16 protein-coding genes are annotated in these 19,587 nt (G+C 56.6%); 10 read left to right on the top strand and 6 right to left on the bottom strand.

Features of this window, described 5'->3' with window-relative positions:
- The coding region (locus VNX88_02470) for a hypothetical protein (protein HWY67497.1) at positions 1-1,094 on the top strand (1,094 nt) is incomplete at its 5' end.
- Positions 1,095-1,103: 9 nt separating this feature from the next.
- On the opposite strand, the gene VNX88_02465 is transcribed toward VNX88_02470, so the two are convergent.
- Complete coding sequence (locus VNX88_02465; protein ID HWY67496.1) at positions 1,104-1,772, bottom strand: cysteine hydrolase; 669 nt, start codon at positions 1,770-1,772, stop codon at positions 1,104-1,106.
- Positions 1,773-1,905: 133 nt separating this feature from the next.
- Positions 1,906-4,332, bottom strand: a complete 2,427-nt coding sequence (locus tag VNX88_02460) for an ABC transporter permease (GenBank protein ID HWY67495.1) — start codon at positions 4,330-4,332, stop codon at positions 1,906-1,908.
- A 383-nt stretch (positions 4,333-4,715) separates the two neighbouring features.
- Between VNX88_02460 and VNX88_02455 the strand changes: the two genes are divergently transcribed.
- The gene (locus VNX88_02455) at positions 4,716-6,464 is read left to right on the top strand and encodes an OmpA family protein (protein ID HWY67494.1); all 1,749 of its coding nucleotides are present in this window, start codon (positions 4,716-4,718) and stop codon (positions 6,462-6,464) included.
- A 364-nt stretch (positions 6,465-6,828) separates the two neighbouring features.
- Here VNX88_02455 and VNX88_02450 read toward each other — a convergent pair whose 3' ends face one another.
- Entirely contained in the window at positions 6,829-7,569 is a 741-nt protein-coding gene (locus VNX88_02450; protein ID HWY67493.1) for a hypothetical protein, read from the bottom strand.
- Positions 7,570-7,795: 226 nt separating this feature from the next.
- Between VNX88_02450 and VNX88_02445 the strand changes: the two genes are divergently transcribed.
- Positions 7,796-8,371, top strand: coding sequence for a DinB family protein (locus VNX88_02445; protein ID HWY67492.1), 576 nt, complete (start codon positions 7,796-7,798; stop codon positions 8,369-8,371).
- Positions 8,372-8,593: 222 nt separating this feature from the next.
- Here VNX88_02445 and VNX88_02440 read toward each other — a convergent pair whose 3' ends face one another.
- Positions 8,594-9,298: a hypothetical protein gene (locus tag VNX88_02440; GenBank protein HWY67491.1), complete on the bottom strand. Its 705-nt coding sequence runs from the start codon at positions 9,296-9,298 to the stop codon at positions 8,594-8,596.
- Between the two features lie 636 nt (positions 9,299-9,934).
- Between VNX88_02440 and VNX88_02435 the strand changes: the two genes are divergently transcribed.
- From VNX88_02435 to VNX88_02415, 5 genes are all read left to right on the top strand, one after another.
- Positions 9,935-10,741, top strand: a complete 807-nt coding sequence (locus VNX88_02435; protein ID HWY67490.1) for a hypothetical protein — start codon at positions 9,935-9,937, stop codon at positions 10,739-10,741.
- A gap of 237 nt (positions 10,742-10,978) precedes the next feature.
- A complete protein-coding gene (locus VNX88_02430) occupies positions 10,979-12,535 on the top strand; it encodes a Do family serine endopeptidase (protein HWY67489.1) in 1,557 nt (518 codons plus the stop codon).
- A 242-nt stretch (positions 12,536-12,777) separates the two neighbouring features.
- Positions 12,778-13,221 (top strand): peptidoglycan-binding domain-containing protein, encoded by a 444-nt coding sequence (locus tag VNX88_02425; protein HWY67488.1) that lies wholly within the window; start codon positions 12,778-12,780, stop codon positions 13,219-13,221.
- Between the two features lie 171 nt (positions 13,222-13,392).
- The gene (locus VNX88_02420) at positions 13,393-13,614 is read left to right on the top strand and encodes a hypothetical protein (GenBank protein HWY67487.1); all 222 of its coding nucleotides are present in this window, start codon (positions 13,393-13,395) and stop codon (positions 13,612-13,614) included.
- Between the two features lie 56 nt (positions 13,615-13,670).
- Positions 13,671-16,031 carry a penicillin acylase family protein gene (locus VNX88_02415; protein ID HWY67486.1) on the top strand — a complete coding sequence of 787 codons (2,361 nt, stop codon included), beginning with the start codon at positions 13,671-13,673 and terminating at the stop codon, positions 16,029-16,031.
- Between the two features lie 68 nt (positions 16,032-16,099).
- Here VNX88_02415 and VNX88_02410 read toward each other — a convergent pair whose 3' ends face one another.
- Together VNX88_02410 and VNX88_02405 are read right to left on the bottom strand one after the other, a co-directional pair.
- A complete protein-coding gene (locus VNX88_02410) occupies positions 16,100-16,495 on the bottom strand; it encodes a response regulator (protein HWY67485.1) in 396 nt (131 codons plus the stop codon).
- A gap of 351 nt (positions 16,496-16,846) precedes the next feature.
- The gene (locus tag VNX88_02405; GenBank protein HWY67484.1) at positions 16,847-17,413 is read right to left on the bottom strand and encodes a BON domain-containing protein; all 567 of its coding nucleotides are present in this window, start codon (positions 17,411-17,413) and stop codon (positions 16,847-16,849) included.
- A gap of 298 nt (positions 17,414-17,711) precedes the next feature.
- Here VNX88_02405 and hfq point away from each other — a divergent pair, with 298 nt between their 5' ends.
- Together hfq and hflX are read left to right on the top strand one after the other, a co-directional pair.
- Positions 17,712-18,029: an RNA chaperone Hfq gene (hfq, locus tag VNX88_02400; GenBank protein HWY67483.1), complete on the top strand. Its 318-nt coding sequence runs from the start codon at positions 17,712-17,714 to the stop codon at positions 18,027-18,029.
- 158 nt (positions 18,030-18,187) lie between these two features.
- Positions 18,188-19,555 carry a GTPase HflX gene (gene hflX / locus VNX88_02395; protein ID HWY67482.1) on the top strand — a complete coding sequence of 456 codons (1,368 nt, stop codon included), beginning with the start codon at positions 18,188-18,190 and terminating at the stop codon, positions 19,553-19,555.
- The last annotated feature ends 32 nt before the right edge of the window (positions 19,556-19,587 follow it).

The raw sequence follows: 19,587 nt of genomic DNA, 5'->3' as shown, positions 1-19,587 counted from the left end.
CGGGTCCCAATACGGAACACGTGATTGCCATTTTGGAATCCGTTCTGCGTCGAAATCCCAGGCATATCGGGGCGAACCACTATTACATTCACGCCGTTGAGGCTTCGCCGACTCCGGAGCGCGGGCTGCCCTCTGCAGATCGTTTGCGCGACCTGAAGCTCTCTGCGGGGCACCTGGTGCATATGCCGGCGCACATCTACTGGCGCACCGGTGACTACGTTTCAGCGGCAGACGTAAACGTGGTTGCGGCCAAGGTGGACCGCGATTATCTCGGCGAAGCGGCAAACAAGCCGGGAATCTACGCGATGATGTACTACTCCCACAACCTCCATTTCCAGGCTTTGGCCGACCTTATGGCGGGACGCTATAACGAAGCTCGAACCGCGGCAGACACACTTGCGGCTCATGTCGAACCTGCGCTGAAGGACATGCCGATGGTGGAAGGATTTCTTCCGGTAAAGACCTATGTCCTGGTCCGGTTTGGGAAGTGGGACGACATCCTGGCTTTGCCGGAACCAGACAAATCTCTGCGCCTGCAGCACGGAACGTGGCAGTGGGCTCGCGGATTAGCCGCAACGGCCAAAGGAGATCTTCCCGAAGCGAAACGGATCTCCGCAGCCCTCCATGCCGAGCTTGCGACCGTTCCCCCAGACGCCGTGGTCGACAAAAATCCGCTTGCCGACCTGCTGGGAATAGCAGACCACATGCTGGCTGCGCGCATCGCAGCATCCGCCAAGGACTTCTCTTCGGCCCAGCGTCACTACGAAGAAGCCGCAAGCATCCATGATCGTTTCAACTACATCGAACCACCGGAATGGCCGTTTCCTATTCGGGAATCGCTGGGAGCCATGCTGCTGAAGTCCGGCAATCCACAGCAAGCGGAGAAAGTCTTTCGAGAGGACCTCGCGCGGAATCCCCGCAACGGTCGCTCACTGTTTGGATTGCTCGAGAGCCTGAAGGCGCAACACAAGGATGAAGCAGCACGGCTGGTCGAGATGGAATTCAAGCGCGCATGGAAAGAAGCAGATGCCGAGTTGGACATCGCGGAGTTGGAACTCGGCTCATCGCGGAACACCATCCGGGCTGCCTACTGACTGGACCGGTTATGCTGAGAGGCTACCCGTGCGGTGGATTGTGCGTCCAAGCCGGTCGCAGAAAGTCTCGGTGGTGGTAAGGAAAGCGTCACCTGCGAATTCGAGGCTGGCGAGGGAGCGTTCTGCCGCATCGCGATGTCCGAAACCAGAGGCGTCTTGGATGACCACGGGAATGTATCCCAGGTCGGCGCCGTGGCGCACCGTAGGTTCAATGCCGATTTCCATGGCGATGCCGGCGATTGCAAAAGCAGTGATCCCGCAGTCCCGCATTGCCATATCCAGCGGCGTACCTTCGAAGGCCGACATGGCGATCTTGTCGAAGATTGCTTCGCTCGGCAACGGATTCATTTCGGGAATGAGATGGAAGCCGGGCGAGTCCCGTAGAAACCAGGGATGAACATCCTCAGCACTGTTCACCTTCTGCCAGGCCATCGCCATGCGGAACTGTGATATCCCCATGAGTTCCCTGGGCAGTGACATGTGTCGCGTAAAAAATATGCGAGTACCCGTTTTGCGCGCCGTGTCGAGGACCTGAAGAACTTTGTCCGTGATCTGCCGGCCGTTCTCGATCTGCTTCACAATCCCTACCTGCATGTCGTAGACGATCAGAGCCAGTCGTTGTGGATCACAAACGTCATCCAGGGTTTCCGGAATATTGAGTCGAAATGCCCGCTGCATAGCTGCTGTCACTCCACGTGCTGATCGAGCCTCATTCTACTTGACTCTCAAGTGACGGAACCCGCCCGGCACCTCGGAGCCCTGGACTAAATGCAGCCGACGCAGGCGGGTTTTCGGTTTTCTTTCCGTGCCGTCACTCATGCCGCAGCGCAACCATGGGATTCAGGCGCGCCGCGCGGAGTGCTGGCCAGAAACATGCCAACAGGCCGACTGTGATCAGGATGAGGACGACCAAGCTGAACGACAGCGGATCGAAGGGTGAGACTCGCCACACCTGCTCGCGAATCAGCCGAACAGTCGCCAGACTTCCCAGCAGTCCAATGCCCGCTCCGGCAATGAGGAGCTGGGCTCCGTCGCGCAGGATGGTTCCGGCCACATGGCGGAAGCCGGCTCCGAGAGCGATGCGGACGCCGATTTCGTGGGTTCGCGTCGACACTAGATGCGACATCAGCCCATATACGCCTACCACGGCCAGCAGCAGACCCAATCCGGCGAATGTGGCGAATAATGCCAAATTGAAACGCGGCTGCGACATCAGGTTTTCGCTGAGCTCGGCTTCCATCGTGCTAACGCCGGTCACCGGCTGATTGGGATCGAGCGAGGCGATCTGCTTTCTTATCTCCGCCACTGCTGACGACGGCTCTCCCTGGGTGAGCACCATCAGCCGGCTTGCGCGTCCGGTGAAGGTGAACGGAATGTAGAGCTCGGGAGTATTCTCGCCGGCGGAGCCCCAGCCCCAATCGAGTGTGTCTCTGACCACGCCGACGATCTGGAAGGAATCCGCCGGTGAGCTAAAGGGCGCAGATTTGAAATCGGGAATGCGAACGACACGGCCGAGGGGATCGCGGTCGGCGAAATAGCGGCGAACGAAAGCCTGATTGATGAGCGCGAACGGCTGCTGTGTATACACCTCGGCATCGGTAAACAGGCGGCCGCGGAGAAGCGGAATGCCCGCGGTCGTCGTGTAGGCGGCGTTGACCTGATGGATCATGATGCGCCGAGTATCTGCCTGCGAAGTCCCCGCCACTTCGACCGGCCTGCGCCAATTCCCAAAAGGGTGCATCGAGGTATTTAGGCCGACAGACTCGACTCCGTGCGCCGACTGCACGTGTTCGAGCACTTGCTGGAGAAACTGATCGCGGCGGGTCAAGTCGGAATAGCGCTGCTCGTTCAGGGGAACACGGAAGGTGAGGAGATGATCGCGGCCGATTCCCAGATCGGCACCTTCCACCGCAAGCAGGGCGCGCACCATCAGCGTCGCTCCCATCAGCAGCATGAGCGAGAGCGCAACCTCGCCGATGACCAGCGCACTGGGGATCCAGCGCTGCCGCGGATTCGACGGCGCTCCGGCGTCGCGGTCCTTGAGCGCCGAGGCCAGGTTGGTGGTCCATGCCTGAAGCGCCGGAACCAGGCCGAAGAGAAGTGCTGTGAGTACGGAAATCGCGCACGCAAAAGCGAGAACAGGAACGTTCATCGCGATCACGGCTTCGTCGGGGATTGTTCCGGCGGGCACGATGGCGATGATGGCCTTAAGACCGCCATAAGCCAGCAGGCCGCCAAAAGTGCCGCCGAGAATCGCCAGCAGCAGGCTTTCAGTCAAAAGTTGCTGGATCAGGCGCGATCGCTTCGCTCCGAGAGCAATGCGCACCGCCATCTCTCTCTGGCGTGAGGTGGCCTTGGCCAGCAGCAGATTCGAGACGTTCGCGCAGGCAATGAGCAGCAGCAGGGCGACCGCGCCTAGCAGGATCCACAGTCCTTTGCGAATTCCGCTGGGGAAGGTCTCCTTGAATGAAAGTAGACTCACGCGAAAATTTTCCGGAAACTGCTTTGGGTCCTGCCGGCGGAGGTCGGCGATAATCGGCCGCAGATCGGCTTCCGCCTGCGCCGCTGTCACTCCGGGCCTCAGACGGCCGAGAACGTGGACGTCGGTTACGCCTTCTACAACCTTGTCGCGCTGGAAAACGATGGGCAGATAAACGTCGGCTCCGCGCCACATGAATGGACGCGGCATGACTCCGACGACGGTGCGGACCGTGCCATTCAGGTTCAACTCGGCGCCGAGTACCTTGGGATCGCCTCCGAACTGGTGCTGCCAGAAGCGGTAGCCGAGCACGCAGGCGGGCGGCGAGTCGGGACGAAAATCGTCGGCTGCGAGCGCCCTTCCCAAAAGGGGAGGCACGCCCATGGTCGCAAATGTATCGCGCGTTACGAAATTGCCGCGCAGGCGCTGCGGCTCGTCCTTGCTGGTCCAGAGAACATCGCTGATGGTGGAGGCGATAGTGCTCGAAAAGATTGTGTTCCGCTCCCCGATCTCGAGAAATTGCGAGGGCGCATAGAAGAGGCGTCCGCGGTCCTGACCGGGCTCGGATACGCGAACGCTCATCAGCGTGTCGACGTCTTTGTAAGGAAACGGATTCAGAACGACGGCGTAGACCACGCTGTACACCGCGGAGGTCGCGCCAATTCCTAAGGCGAGAGTAATGACGGCGACGGCGGTGAATCCGGGCGCCTTCCTCAACAGGTGGACACCATGCCGAAGATCGGCGAAGAACGAGTTCATCAGCGCGCCCTCCCACTCAGGGACTCTAGACGTGGAAACTAGCCGGGGGAAAGCAGAGGACAGCAAAGTAGGACGTACCGGGATGAAAAGCCGGGGATGAAAGCCGAGGGCCCGTTATCTGGAAGTCTGAGTCAGAAACCGTTGACGAGCATTTGGCAGATGACAGTTGAGGGCGACCTATTTACCGAGTTCGCCCCGCGGATACTAAACAGTGGTGCGATGTAAATCGTTGAAAACCAGTGCTGCTCGGCGATTCTGTCTTGCCTCTCGCATTTGGAACTGCGGTTGCCTTTCAGGCTTGAGCGGAGCTCTGCTCTGTAGGGCGGCTCAGCGAAACTTCCGACTGGAACACATTTTCTTGTCGTTGAACGAAGGAAATCATCATGAGATTTGAACGTCATATTTCACGCTGGGTTTTATCGACCGTTGTGCTGCTTTTGGTCGCTGGAAGCTCAGCTTTTGCGCAGAATGGCAAAGTCAATTTTCGCGTTACTCCGAAACAGGCATACATCTATGTAGATAACGCCGCAATCGGCGAAGCCAGCAAGCACAGCTTCCTGAGCCTAAGCGCCGGCGAGCACAAGGTTGAACTGGTTAACTACGGCTATCAGCCGGTGACCCGCACAGTGACGGTCGTAGCGAAAAAGACAGTTGTCCTCGAAGTCGCTTTGGAGGCAGCTGGCGGCAAGGTTTCCGGGCCCTTCGGCGCCATAACAATCGAAGGAGCTAGCCGGGACGCAGTCCTGCTGAATGGGAAGTCACCTGATTACTTCGTTGGTCACGGTGACGAGTTCAACAACGAGTTTTTATTCAAGCAGGAATTGGTGGTTCCGCCTGGCACTTATCAGGTGAGCATCCAGAGCAAGGATAAAGATGTGTGGTCTGGCCCGGTTAGCGTTGCTGCCGATCAGCGCGTGGTGGTGGATGCACACAAGGGTATCCGGAAGGCTGTTCCCTGGAAGCGCGGAGAAAAGTTCGGCACGATACCACGCTTTACAGTGGGAACAGCGAGCGCGAGAGTAGCTGTTGCGAAGCCTGTTGCAGATTTGTCAGCTACCACAGCGAAAGTCAACTGCGGCGAGACTTCGCAACTCAAGTGGACCTCGTCTGACGCACCTAAAGTCGAAATCACTCCGGTTGGAGAGGTCACAGCTTCTGGGGAAGTAGCGGTCCAGCCCAAGCAAACGACGACTTACAACCTGACGGCATCAGGGCCGGGTGGCACGGCCACCTCCAGCGTGACGGTCGACGTCAACAGCGCAATTCAGGCGGATCTGGGGCTTTCGTCCAACGAGGTCCACTACAAGCGCGTAGGGAACCAGGTGATCGAAGACGGCAAAGCGCAGCTAACCTGGACGGTTTCGAACGCGTCCGCGGTATCGATTGATTCAGTAGGCACAGTTGATCCCAGCGGCAGCCGCAGTTTCACCGTAGCTCCGCAAAAGAGTGATTTCGGGCCGGTGGATGAGACAGTGAACTACACACTGAAAGCCACCAACGAATGCGGCGGAGCAGAAACGCAAACGGTTGCGCTGCACATCCTGGGCTCGATCGAGCCAGGAGCGCTGACTATGCGCAGCGTTTACTTCCCAACCGATCAGCCAGGAACGCGCAAGTCTCAAGCGGGGCTGCTCGCGAGCGAACAAGAGGCGCTTAAGACAATTGCGGAAGAGTTCAAGAAGTATCTGGCCTACAAGCCTGATGCCCAACTGATTCTTTCTGGCTACGCTGACCGGCGCGGGCCTAAGAGCTACAACCAGCGCTTGTCAGAACGGCGCGCCGAATTAGTCAAGCGCTTCCTGGTCGAACAAGGAATTCCCGACGCGAACATTGCGACTCACGCATTCGGCAAGGACAGTAACCTGACTGCCGACCAAGTCAAACAACTCGTGAGCGAGAATGCAGGCCTGACTGATGAAGCCCGCCAGAGTGTCGTCCGGAAGTTCGGCAACATCGTGCTGGCGTATAACCGCCGCGTGGATCTCACACTGAGTTCCACGGGGCAAGAGTCGGCTCAAGTGTACCCGTTCAACGCGAATGACTATGCACGGATGGTTGATCGAAAGAGCACCAAAAAGGCAAAGCGAACAGAGGTTGCAGCGGAGAGGGAACGGGAGAGCGCCGGCAATTAACCTGCAGGGCGAGGCTCGGGTGGCCAGTGACGCGGCCGCCCCCGCCGGTCTTCCTATCTTCTATATATAAGAGCACCTGTGGGGAGCGCATAAAAAAATGCATTTGTTCTTCGCTCCGCGCGTTGCGCTCCGCTGAGGCCTGCGGCAGCGCGGAAGAAATCTTTCTTCTCCTTACCCAGGGTTTCGCGAGCCGGCAATCCGGGCTCGCTTCACCCTGGGCTATTCTCCAATCGTGCCGCAGAATGCGCGGCACTCGGTTAAGGCCGGTGCCCTTGCTTTCCCGGAATGAACCGGCACATGTGTTCGTCAGCAAAAAATCAAAAAGGGTGGCGCACCCAGCCGGAAATGCCGAGCTGGAGGTAAATCAGTGCTGCATTAGCTGCAGCGCCACTAGTGCGATCACCTCGGCGACGATAACGCTGAGCCATACGAACTCGCGGATGTGGGTACGACGGATCGAGCGCTGCAGCTGCACAACGAGCTTGCGCTCGAATTCGTCGAAGTCATGGGCAACAGGCGGGTCCAGCGAAGGCAATTGCACCAGTATCGTCCGTATGGGTGCGGCCACCGGCATCGGACGATTCAAGGGCTCGGGACGATCAAGGGGCGCTCTCCAGGGATCACGAAGAAAGACTTTGGGCGTTTCGATTAGCGAAGACCAGCGAGGCGTGATCAGCACCTCGGAAGCCATTTGCGGATTCACCGGCCCTGAGGTCAGGCGCAGGGCGGGCTGTCGCTCGGGCGCGACCGTGTCTGCCAGGTTGCGTAGCAGCGATCGCCACCATGCCGGCTGATCGCTGATCAGCTCCACATCAACCGGGTGTGACTCGAGCTGCAGCGGTGGCCGAGTATCGGGCGAAATGGCGTCGCCAATATTGCTCAAGATCGTCCGGTACCACGGCACGTCGAGGATGTCGCCGACTAGCATGCCGACATCCACTGGCCGCGAACTGAGCTTCAAAGGCGGCAGGCGTTTCGGCGAGACGAGGTCGCGCAGGTTCGCGAACAGGGATCGCAATAACGACACGTTCAGCTCCGGTGGCGGGAGCAGGTTCACTTCTTCGCCTTCGGAAGCGGGTCCGGGTTGGTGCTGGTCAAATAACATGGGAACAGTCCAGGAATTAGACGCGCGCAGAATCTGATGGGCTCCAATGTTTTCGTAGCATAGCGAAGCGCATGAAAAAATGCATTTGCTTCTGTCGCTCCGCGCGTTCCAGTCACATGCAAGTTTTTCGCCGTTTGATCCCGAGATTTGCTCAAACTTTGGGAATAGCGCTACGTCTAACCCGACGGAATTTCTGAAAGCGGATCAAAATAAGGAGCAATCTCCAATGAAGCGGTCTTTGCTTGCGCTAGTTGCGGTTACTCTGCTTGCTGCCGTCGGAATGGGTCTTCTCAGTCAGGCCCAAACGCAGAACCAACCTCCGAGTCCTGCGCGATCTCGATCCGATGAGATGTTGGACAGGTGGAACGACATCGGAAACAAACTCGTCGCCATGGCGAAGGATTTTCCCGAAGACAAATACGACTTCAAGGTGCAGAAGGACCAGCGCACCTTTGCCTTAAATCTTCTCCACGCCGCCGCATTGGATTTCGTCCTGATACGGAGGATTTCCGGATCAAACCTCGGGCCCAACTTCGGCGAGGGCGACAATCCTTCGCGTGACGTTTTCAAGACCAAGGCCGATGTGGTGAAGTTCGTCGAGGAGGCCGTCGCGGACGGAGCGCAAGTGATTCAGCAGCAGGGCGACGCGGGGCTGGATCATACATCGAAATTTTTTGGGAACCGGCTGGCCCACAGCTCCTCCATCTGGACGTTTGCCATCGAGCACAGCGGCGAGCACTATGGCCAGCTTGTGGTTTACTATCGTGCGAACAACCTGGTGCCACCGGACTCGCGGCGCTAATCCGGGAATAGCTCCTTGAAAGTTCAAGGCTGCAATTGCTGACTTCCGTGTAGTCGGCAACTCTTTCCGAAAGCTTTTCCTCAAAGGCCACTTCGATTGGGCACTTTTTAAAAAAATCGTAAAGGGTGCGGCACCCGGCATGGCGAGCTTCCAACTTGAATCCGATGGAGAGACCGCGGGACAACTATCGGAAATCTTGCCGAGCACCCAAAAAACAGTGCCTTAGCGATCAGCCGTTCCGTCCGACCATTGTCGCACCGGAACCAGGAACGTAGTCAGGCGCTCCCAGGTGTCGTCGAAGGCAAATATGGGAGAGCCCGGCAGATCCGCACCCCACGCCGCAGGGTCGGCTTGTGAAACGAAAAACATGAGGTGCGGATGCCAGTGTCCGTCGCGATCGTTTAGATAGCCCTGCTTTGACAGCATGTAACACATAGCCCCAGGTTCCATCTCCGGCAATTCCTTTTTGTCGACTGCTGCTGCGATGGTCTCAATCATCTGAGCTTTCGTACGTCCAGCTAGTATCAAGTCCGTTTTCTTGATCGTGCGTGGCAAGTAGGAGCGTGCGGCTGCCGCATTCAAGCAGATCGGAGCACGCCCCTTCGGATTCCAAAAGCCCGGGTCGTCGATTGGAGCAGTCCAGGAACGTTCCACGATGCATACGAAACCGTTCTTCCCTTTAATCGCAGTTTCGTAACCGTGACGTCCGAGAACCAGGACCTCAGCATCGCGCGAGATGGACTCCGGCGCCGCACTACGCGCCAAGGCCATTTCGGCATTCCGATCCGCCATCAGATATTGATCAAGGGGGGCCATGCTCGGATACGGTGTTTTGGCGTCCTGTGCCTGCGCCTGCCACGCTGCGCCCAACGCGGCAACCAGCGCAAAGCTTCTTAATGCGATCGTTCTAAGAGTTTTTCGATTCATCGATTTCTCCTGAGATAGGGGATTATTCCTTGTAATGCAAACCAGATAGCCTGAGATGCGCTCCACTTCGGGACGCTTGGTACTTCATTATTGGACGAAATGGCCAATACTTTCCCGTGTTGGTTGTTGCAGTGGACTCCCGGACAAAGGGTGCCCCGTTCCCGCGCGGTGTTCGCGAGGGAGAACCCTTGTGATGCCCTTAAAGTGCCTCAAAACGCCTCATAAGTTGCGCTTCAGTGCCCCAAAAAGCTCACCATTCTGCCTCAAACTACGCACAAGAGCTTCGATGGCTCCATGCAAATAATTGAAAATGCTGGGCACCTGGTAACCATCGTCGCAAGTGTGACAGAGATTGATTTCATCCTTATTACAGAAACCAGCGGCTACCGCCGCCGGTAATGATTTTTTGCCCGAGTGGGAAATTTGCAATTGGGGACGTTTTAAGGCGTCGGAGAAACTTGGCGGCTCCTGGATACGTTCGAGGCAGCAGAAACCTCTCCACGGCCTCCTAGTCGCGTTTATTCGCTATCGCTATTTGTTCTCCATACAGAGTTCTGGCCTGTCCTTACCGGCTTCGTCAAAAGCAGGGACGGAATTCTTGATCACTAAATCTCTCTTCGAGTAAGGTTGACGCCCATGACTCGTAGCCAGCAGCCGCCGTTGACGGCGTTTGCCTTCGGGATGGTTGGATTGGGTGTCCTCGCGCTGATCTATGGTGATTTTGCGATGGTGTGGCAGCCGGTTGCGGCGTGGGTCCCAGGACGGACTGCTCTTGCGTATGCTTCGGGCGTCCTCATGGTTGTCGGCGGAGTTGGGTTGCTGTTTCGAGCTACGGCAGCGTGGGCGGCGCGCATCCTGTTTCCCTATCTCCTGATCTGGATGTGCTTGAAGTTGCCGGCATTGTTTGTGGCGCCAGGGGTGGAGGCGGTCTGGCTGGGGTTTGGCGAGATTGCCGCCCTATTTGCCGGAGGCTGGTTTCTGTTCGCACGGCTGGCGGAGCCGCAAGAAGGCTCGCTAATAACGTTCCTCAGCAGCGAGAAAACCCTCCGTTTCGTGAAGATGTTTTATGGGGTGTGGCTCATACCGATCGGGCTCTCGCACATCGTCTACGTGAAGGAGACTGTGGCCTTCGTGCCGGCGTGGCTGCCTTACCGTGAAGGCTGGGCGTATCTGACGGGCGCCGGACACATCGCCGCCGGCCTCGGTGTGCTGTTCTCGGTTTTGCCGCGTGTGGCCGCGTTTGCGGAAGCCGCGATGATCGGAGTGTTTACGATTCTGGTTTGGGGACCGGCGATTGCCGCCTCGCCGAAAGCCAGATTGCCTTGGACGGCGTTCTTCATTTCGTGGGCGATAGCATCGGCGGCGTGGGCCGTGGCGCAAAACATTACCGCGAAGCAGCCTGCGAGTAAGAATCTTGGTGCAGGTAAAGTGGCAGCCGCGTAGAAGTTGCTAAGCGTCAAAAGGACGGATCGCATACATGAGTACGTCGGATTCCCGCGCGTGCTTACGCTCCCAGTGGTTATGCGTCTATTGCCACAGAACTCGCGTCTAATTGATAGAAGTGAAAATCAATTTGCCTTCCTTGCTGTCCAAGCTATCCCGCCTGACTCGATATAATGGACGTTTGCCAACTTTTGGCGAGGAAAGATCATGGAATCACGTATGTCATTGAGAGATCGAATGCGGTCGCACCGTTTCTTGTCTACTATCCTCGTGGTGCTGACCCTGTTTGTCGGCATTCTTATCGGTACCGTCATACAAAAGGGCGTAAAAGGTGCCACCAAGAGCGTAAATAGCTCTGACGCCACGCCGTTGAAGGTGCCCTCCCCGCAGCAGTTGTCGAATGCCTTCAGCCAGGTTGCGAAGACGCTTGAGCCGAGCGTTGTGAATATCAATACGGAATCCACGCCGAAGGCTACTACTCCCCGGCCGCGGCGACGCGGTCAGCAACCTCCGGACGATCAGGATGGCGATCCATTTCAGGACTTCTTTGACCGCTTCTTTGGCGGGCAGGGTGGAAGCCCGTTTGGTGGGGGAGGAAGCACGACAGAGCACTCACTGGGATCTGGAGTCGTCGTCGACTCTAAGGGCTACATCATTACGAATCAGCACGTAGTGGATAAAGCGGATCGCATTCGCGTGAAACTCGATGGTGATCCCCCGGGCGTGCAGCATGACGCCAAGGTGATCGGAACTGACTCGGAAACCGATTTAGCCGTCATCAAGATTGAAGTGGATCATCCACTCGCCTCGGCGAAACTCGGCAACTCGGATTCGATGAACGTGGGCGACTGGGTGCTTGCGATCGGCAGCCCATTCGCTCTGGAGGAGTCGGTCACCGCAGGAATCATCTCGTCGAAGGGACGTGACATCGATAATCGGCGGCAGTTCCAGCATTTCCTTCAGACCGATGCGGCGATCAATCCGGGGAACTCCGGCGGTCCGCTGGTGAACATGAATTCGGAGGTGATTGGCATCAACACCGCGATCTTCACCGAATCAGGCGGCTATCAGGGTATTGGATTCGCCTTGCCGTCGAACACCGTGGCCGAGGTTTACAACCAGCTCATCGGTCCGGACCATAAGGTCGTACGCGGATCGATCGGTGTGGCCTTCAGCGCTCAGCCGAATCCGGCGATTGCTCGTGTCTACGGGGCCAAGAGCGGGGTCACGGTTTCCAGCGTTACGGCTAACGGCCCGGCAGATCAGGCAGGTTTGAAGATCGGCGACACCATTACGTCGGTGAATGGCAAACCGGTAAAGACCGGTGACGAACTCGTCGCCAACATCTCTGCGGAAAAGCCCGGTAGCAAAGTAAAGATCGGGTATGAACGCGGCGGGAAGTCAGCCGAAACTACGGTTACCGTCGCCGATCGTGCCAAGTTGTACGGCAATACAGCGGCAAACGAAGAAGATTCCGCTAATCAAGAACAGCCTGTAGCCGGAAAGTTGGGGCTTTCGGTCCGCCCAATCACCCCGGATATGGCCGATAGGCTGGGGATTCCTGCAAATAAAGGTGTGATTGTCAGCGAAGTGAAGCCCGGATCATTCGCGGAAGATATCGGACTCAGCCGCGGAGACGTGATCCTTGAAGTCAACAAACAAGCTGTGAACAGCGACGACGACTTCCGGCGCATCACAGGCCAACTCAAGAGTGGCCAGGACGTTGTCTTCCTAGTGCGTCAGGGCCGGGGACGAAATGCCAGCACCATCTTCCTGGCTGGGACCCTACCGTAAAAGCTAAATGGCTGGATTGCAAAGACTTAGTTGCGATCCAGCCAAAAAATCCTGAGACTTCGGGCAGAACTGCACCTTGCTTCCCGCATCCTAACTTCACCCGAAGGTACATGGTACTAGTGTGTGGGGACCCAAAAATATTCAGGTGCAAAGGTACATTCGGTCGGGTAAGCTGCTTCATACCCCGTTAAGAAATCCCCGAATTGGGCCGAGGGAATAGCTCGGCTTCAAAAGAGGAGCTTATGCGGTTCAAAAAAATCGGTATTACGTTTCTGGTCGCGGTTGTGATGGGTGTGCCGGCTTTTGCAGTTACACCAAAAGCCAGCGGCAAGAGCTCAACAAAGCACTCGCGCTTCAGCAAGCTGCGTAAGTCTGCGTGGAAGCATCACGGACAGCAGGTTATCGCCAGTGATCGCGCCCGTGAGATTCAAGCGGCGCTGATCCGGGAAAAGTATCTGGACGGCCAACCAAACGGCCTCTGGGACGCCAGAACCACAGCAGCTATGCGCAAATTCCAGGCCGACCAGGGTTGGCAGAGCAAAGTTGTTCCCGATTCCCGCGCTCTGATCAAACTCGGACTCGGACCAAGCCACGAGAATGACATCAATCCCGATCTCATGGGGAGCGGGGCCTTCAGCCCATTGAGCGTCAGTCCGGCAGCGCAAGCCGATATCCCGCAGCGCTAATCCAACAAGTTGAGTACGCGAACGCCTGAGGACTGTATGTCCTCAGGCGTTTGCTCCTTTTGCGTATTAGTCTGCAGTTTCTTGAGTTACTTTCGCGGGATTCCAAAAGTACCCACTTCGCCGTTACCAGCGTAAATTGCGCCTCGGGAGGCGCCGCGGCATACTCATCTCGTGGCAAATCACTTCACATTCTTCGGGCAAATTGGCGGAGTTACTCGGCAGTGCTCTATCTGTGATGAGTTTCTTGTCGTGAATGCGTCGTCGAAGGACCTGGATTCTGGGGATGCTCATCACCTGTGGAGCGCCGCATTTCAGCGTCACATCCTGGAACGTCATGCAGGCAGCCGCTTGATTGATGAACGCGAAAGCTGCCCTACGATTCGCATCGTCTGATCGGTCACTGTCCGGTTCAAAGTTTCGGGCTTCTTCCTACTCATATAATTTGCGGGATGAAACTCGCGCATGCGTTCTGCATTGCCGCTCTCCTCTCTGCATTTGTCTTCAGCCGGCAGTCGACTGAGCCTGAGCTCGCTGCGCGCGCACAAAAAGCAAATCCTCCAATCAACGGAGAGCTCCAAACCAGCGGCCTGGAGCACCCAGTCAAGGTCATGCGTGACAACTGGGGTGTCGCGCATATCTACGCTGCGAACCAGCACGATTTGTTTTTTGCGCAGGGATTCGTGGCCGCACAGGATCGTTTGTTCCAGATGGAGTTGTGGAAGCGCGCGGGCCAGGGAAGGCTCGCGGAGGTGCTTGGCAAATCCGCAATCGAGCGCGATCGGTATGCGCGTTTGCTGAAGTATCGCGGCGATTTCGAGCGCGAATACAAAAGTTACTCACCAGACACACTGGCAATCCTTACGGCATTTACCAACGGAATTAACGCCTATATTCGCTATCTCGATTCAGCAAGCGGTCCGGGGCTGCCGATTAGCTTTCAACTTGCCGGGTTCAAACCTGAACCGTGGAAGCCCGAAGACTGTTTGTCGCGCATGGCCGCTTACTCGATGACGGGCAATGCACATGCTGAGCTGCGAGATGCCGAGCTTCTGACAACGCTGGGAGCTGAGACGACGCAACAAATTCTGGATCCCGATCCGCCAACTAAGCTCGACGCAGCAAATGGAGTGGATTATTCCGGCTTGTCTCCGAAACTACTGGATGGACTGATAGGTGGGGACACGAGAATGGAGTTTGCACTGCAGACTGCATCCGTGGGGAGTAATAACTGGACCATTTCGGGCAAACTTACGTCGACAAGCAAGCCGATATTAGCGAACGATCCGCATCGCGTGATTGCTGTCCCGTCGTTGCGATACATCGTGCATCTCAGCGCGCCTGGATGGGATGTGATCGGCGCTGGCGAGCCAGCGTTGCCGGGCGTGGCGATTGGACATAACCAACACATCGCCTGGGGGCTCACGATATTCGGAGTGGACCAGCAAGATCTATACGTCGAGGAACTCAATCCCGACAATCCGCTGCAGTACAAGCGCAACGGAAAATGGGAATTGATGCGGACGGAGAAGACCGTGATCGCGGTGAAGGATGGCTCTCCGCAAACAGTCACGCTCAAATTCACGCAACATAGTCCAGTGCTCTGGGAAGACGCAGCACGTCATCGGGCTTTGGCATTGCGCTGGGTAGGCAGCGAGCCTGGCACGGCCGGTTACCTGGCGTCGCTGGCTGTCGATCGGGCACAAAACTGGAATGAATTCCTCGCTGCTCTTGAACGTTGGAAGCTGCCTCCGGAAAACATGGTCTACGCCGATACTGACGGAAACATCGGAGAACAGTCGGCTGGATTGACCCCGATTCGAAGCTGGACTGGTTTGCTTCCCGTACTGGGAAGCGATGGCAACCATGAATGGTCCGGATTCGTGCCACTGGATCAACTGCCACGCACGTTCAATCCGGCAGAAGGATGGTTTGCAACCGCGAATAATCGCACGATTCCTGAAGACTATAAGTACAAAGTTGGTTTTGAGTGGGCAACCTATCGCATAGAAAGGATTCGTCAAGTCTTAAGCGGATTTGGAGAGAAACAACGAAAGATCAGAATGGCGGACGTGGAAGACTTGCAGCGAGATGTGTATTCGTTGCCGGCCAATGAACTCATTCCCATGTTGCCGCGGCGCAGTGATGGTCCAGAGCGGCGCTTCCTTGAGATTCTCAAAGATTGGGACCGCCTCATGCGCTCCACCTCGGTAGCGGCCGCGCTCTACGAGGTTTGGGAAAACCATCTGCGGAGCGCCCTACTCGGGAAGATAGCTGGGGCGTCCGCGCCAAAGGCAGTGCACTTGAGTACGCAACAAGCCATGGATTGCCTGAAGTCCTTGCCGCCGGATGAGCAGCAGCAGGTGTTGTTGTCGACACTTCTCGACGCGGGACACGAACTAGAACAAAAAGCAGGAACGGATCCCGCGCTGTGGTCGTGGGGCTCCCTGCATACCATGACGTTTCGTCACGCCCTCGATCAGCTCGCTGGAGCCAAGCCACTCTTCGATCTTGGGCCAGTCGCAAGGCCAGGGGACGCTAACACGGTGAATGCGACGGGATCAGGAACAGGCAGCTTTCAACAGTCCTCTGGTGCGAGCTACCGTGAGATCTTTGATTTGAGCAACTTCGATAACTCGCTGGCGATCAATACTCCAGGCCAAAGCGGCGAGCCTGGCAGCCGGCACTACTCCGATCTCCTCCCGCTTTGGGAAGCGGGACAGTATTTTCCCTTGCTCTATTCGAAGCAAGCGATTGAGGAGAACGCGACGGATGTGTTGACTTTGGTTCCGGAAAAAGGCAGCAAGCGATAGGCAATTGGCAATAGAAAAACCGCGCAATCAACGGTCTAGTTCCGCTAATTGTTAGTCGCTGTCTTTCCTCAACTCGCAGCCGCCTGCATCGTCCGAGAATTGATACTTTTGGCATTCACTACGGAATGCAGTTTTGCCAAGAGAACTTCAGGCCCTTCGCCTTTGACCATGTAACTGTGAACGGCGTCGCTGTGCTCGTCCAGTTCTTCGCCCGTGACCACGATGATCGGTACCTCTGGGCGCAGAGTCTTGATTGTGTTCGCAACTTGGGAACCGGTTGTTCCGGGCAGGTAATAATCGAGCAAAATAGCGTCATAATGACAGGTAAGTATCATGGCCAGAGCCTGCTCTGCAGTGCTGGCCAAATCGCAATCGAAGCCACTTACAGCAAGAACCATTTGCCGCATCGAGTTGAGTGACTGATTGTCATCGATGCTGAGAATTTTCGGTCGAGAATCGGTCATGACTGAAGCATCCTCTCACAGCAATCGAGAGCGGATGCCCACAAAATTGCCCTACTTAGTTCTACGTAGTACCAAATCTCCGTGTTCCAATATGGGAGGTTTTAGCGATTTTATGCCCATAGCAACGCAGGTTGCAGGTGGGTCCTCGATGAATACGCTTAAACTCGGATTAGGTATGTCTACCTAGCGATAGAACAGTCCAAGGACAGACCCGAAGATCGCGTGAGTCACGAAGACGGCCACAGGCGTACTGATGCCATAGGCATCCAGCACACTTAAGCGGATGCGAAAGGCGATAGCTCACGTCGGCTGGAGTGCCAATCAGTTATCGCCTCTGGACTTGCGGTTCAGTTACTTTTTTGCTGTCTTCTGATTCAGAACCTGGAGCTCATCCTTAACCGAGAAGACACCAGGGACTTGATTCGCGGCCAATCTCGCCTGCGTATCGTCTGCCTCGTTATCAACCACACCCTTCAGGGTTACGTGACCACTATCCACAATGATGTGGATCGATGGCACAGCTCCCATGAAGTAGCGGTAGAGCCCGCCTTGCCTTGAGATCGCGCGCGCTGTTTCTTGCCGAATGCGATCATCCATCGGGGAAGGCGGCAACACTTTGATCTGATTGTTGACCTTGTTCACGCCTTCAATGCGCTTCACCACGTTCTCGGCGTCCTTCTTCAGCGTAGGATTCGTAACCGCCCCGAGTAGAGTCACAGTGTCACCATTTACGGAATACTCGAGATCGTCAAACAGTGAGTAATACGGGAGCATCACCAGTTCGTGACGAACCTCCTTCACAATGCGCTGCTCTTTCGGATCCGGCGTTCCTGGACGGATCGCTAACTGAGTGTTGCCCGACTGGGCTTGAGCGAAAGCGAGGCCCCCGAGAACTACAAACGTTGCCAGTAACTTCATTGTCTTGCCTCCATGTACTTTTCTTCTTACCTGGGAACCTGTGTAGTAGATGCCGATGCGACGCCCTTCGATGCGCCCGCATCATACGCTTCCCAGAACGCAACTTTCCAGCGTGGCACGTGTTAACGGACAACAAAACTCGCCGCCAAATCGCTCCTTTGTAGCAGGGCTTCTCTCGTTCTGTAACCTCTCAATTTGCCAAGACCGCTCTCCCGGTTTTATCTTTAGGGACTGTCTATAGTCGTGGTAGTCATCTACACGTTCCTATCTGGTTCTGGTTCAAGGAGAGATCGGCACAATGGAAACAAAGCCGGCACAGAATATTCAGGATACTTTTCTTAACACTGCTCGTAAGGACAAGTCTCCAATCACCATTTATCTGATGAGTGGAGTGAAGCTGAGCGGACGCATCCGGTCCTTCGACAAATACTCAGTCGTACTCGAAACCAACAACCAGGAGCAGCTCATCTTCAAGCATGCGATCTCCACGGTAGTCATGGCGCGCGGATCGCATTTCGGAGAACGTCCCGCAGCTTCCGAGCATCGTCCACCCGCGTCGGAGCGCTCGACGGCTGGGCATGATGCTGCGCCTCCTACAGCAGTTTCCGAAGGCTGAGCGGATTCTTTAGCGCAAGCGCTGGCATTCAAGTGGCACGGAGTCCGTCTTTCTCGAACGCAACTGGCAACGATCCTGCCCACAGGCTGGAGCGGGCATTCCTGGTCGGAATCGACCTGCGCTCGAAGCGAAGCGGCGGCCCGAGCGCCCAGGCAAGGATGGCGAGACAAGCGATCGAAGCCTCGCGCCTGGAATCCCTGGAGAGCGCCGAACAGAACCCTTCCCCAAAGAACACAAAAGCTGCTGATGCCTTTCTCGGCCTCTCCGCCGAGGATTCAATGGCTGAATTTCGCGAACTGGCGACCAGTGCTGGAGCCGAAGTTGTCGGTGAAGTCATACAGCGTCGCGACAAGCTGGAGCCGGCAACACTCATCGGCCGCGGCAAGCTCGAGGAAATTACCGGAGCCGTTGCCGGATCGCGTGCCGATGTCGTGCTCTTCGATCACGATCTTTCTCCTTCACAACAGCGCAACATCGAACGCGAGCTGCAGGCTCGGGTGATTGACCGAACGCAGCTCATCCTCGACATCTTTGCGCGGCACGCGCGTACTCGCGAAGGTCAACTCCAGGTTGAACTGGCGCAATTGGAATACCTGCTGCCCCGACTAGCCGGGCGCGGTGTGGAAATGTCGCAGCTCGGCGGCGGTATTGGCACACGCGGACCCGGTGAAACACAGCTCGAAACCGATCGCCGGAAGATTTACCGCCGCATGCGCCATGTGCAGCAGCAGCTCGAGAATGTGCGTCGCGTGCGCGCGCAACAGCGTCAACGGCGCGAGGCCGTCCCCGTGGAAACAGTGGCGCTCGTGGGATACACCAATGCGGGAAAGTCGACATTGTTCAATGCGCTTACCAAGGCTGGAGTTCTTGCCTCCTCGCGCATGTTCGCGACTCTCGATCCAACCCTGCGCTCGATTACTCTGCCTTCGAAACGCAAGGTCCTGCTTTCAGACACGGTTGGATTTATTCGTAACCTACCGCACACATTAGTTACCTCCTTCCGCGCGACTTTGGAAGAAGTGCAGCGCGCTTCATTGATTCTGCACCTCGCCGACGCGACCAGCCCCAACGCCGCTGAACAGCAGGAGCAGGTTGAGAAGGTTCTTGCCGAACTCGAGGTGCAGGAAAAGCCGACGGTTCACGTCTTGAACAAGATCGATTTGCTTTCTCCTGCGCAACGGAACGCGCTTCCTGGCGGTGACAAGGTCGTTCAGGTCTCGGCGATGAAGGGCATTGGGCTGGAAGCGCTGCTGCAGAGAATCGACGCGACGCTGACAGCCGATCCGGTGGAGCGCATAGAAATCAGCGTGCCGCAGAGCGAGGGCAAAGTGCTTGCCATGATTGAGGCCCGCGCGAACATCCTGAATCGGGAATATAGGCAAGATCGCGTTCAGTTGACAGTAGAGGGTCCTAAGTCGCTCCTGTGGCGGCTGCAGAACTTCGAGTCAAGCTCCGCTGGAGTGGTGATTCCAAAACGAGACTCACGTAAGCCCCGCTCTGTTCTGAGACGTCTTCGTAAACGATAAATATATTGTTCCTGCTTCCGGCAATCTCGTGG

Source organism: Terriglobales bacterium, assembly GCA_035567895.1.
In the GTDB taxonomy this organism is placed as follows: domain Bacteria; phylum Acidobacteriota; class Terriglobia; order Terriglobales; family Acidobacteriaceae; genus Gp1-AA112.
Note: the sequence above shows the minus strand (reverse complement) of the source record. Positions and strands in the feature narration are given on the sequence as shown.

Excerpts from the sequence above, each read along its gene's own strand:
- VNX88_02465 (HWY67496.1), bottom strand. The coding sequence starts at position 1,772 with ATGCAGCGGGCATTTCGACTCAATATTCCGGAAACCCTGGATGACGTT.
- VNX88_02460 (HWY67495.1), bottom strand. The coding sequence starts at position 4,332 with ATGAACTCGTTCTTCGCCGATCTTCGGCATGGTGTCCACCTGTTGAGG.
- VNX88_02455 (HWY67494.1), top strand. The coding sequence starts at position 4,716 with ATGAGATTTGAACGTCATATTTCACGCTGGGTTTTATCGACCGTTGTG.
- VNX88_02450 (HWY67493.1), bottom strand. The coding sequence starts at position 7,569 with ATGTTATTTGACCAGCACCAACCCGGACCCGCTTCCGAAGGCGAAGAA.
- VNX88_02445 (HWY67492.1), top strand. The coding sequence starts at position 7,796 with ATGAAGCGGTCTTTGCTTGCGCTAGTTGCGGTTACTCTGCTTGCTGCC.
- VNX88_02440 (HWY67491.1), bottom strand. The coding sequence starts at position 9,298 with ATGAATCGAAAAACTCTTAGAACGATCGCATTAAGAAGCTTTGCGCTG.
- VNX88_02435 (HWY67490.1), top strand. The coding sequence starts at position 9,935 with ATGACTCGTAGCCAGCAGCCGCCGTTGACGGCGTTTGCCTTCGGGATG.
- VNX88_02430 (HWY67489.1), top strand. The coding sequence starts at position 10,979 with ATGCGGTCGCACCGTTTCTTGTCTACTATCCTCGTGGTGCTGACCCTG.
- VNX88_02425 (HWY67488.1), top strand. The coding sequence starts at position 12,778 with ATGCGGTTCAAAAAAATCGGTATTACGTTTCTGGTCGCGGTTGTGATG.
- VNX88_02415 (HWY67486.1), top strand. The coding sequence starts at position 13,671 with ATGAAACTCGCGCATGCGTTCTGCATTGCCGCTCTCCTCTCTGCATTT.
- VNX88_02410 (HWY67485.1), bottom strand. The coding sequence starts at position 16,495 with ATGACCGATTCTCGACCGAAAATTCTCAGCATCGATGACAATCAGTCA.
- VNX88_02405 (HWY67484.1), bottom strand. The coding sequence starts at position 17,413 with ATGAAGTTACTGGCAACGTTTGTAGTTCTCGGGGGCCTCGCTTTCGCT.
- hfq (HWY67483.1), top strand. The coding sequence starts at position 17,712 with ATGGAAACAAAGCCGGCACAGAATATTCAGGATACTTTTCTTAACACT.
- hflX (HWY67482.1), top strand. The coding sequence starts at position 18,188 with ATGGCGAGACAAGCGATCGAAGCCTCGCGCCTGGAATCCCTGGAGAGC.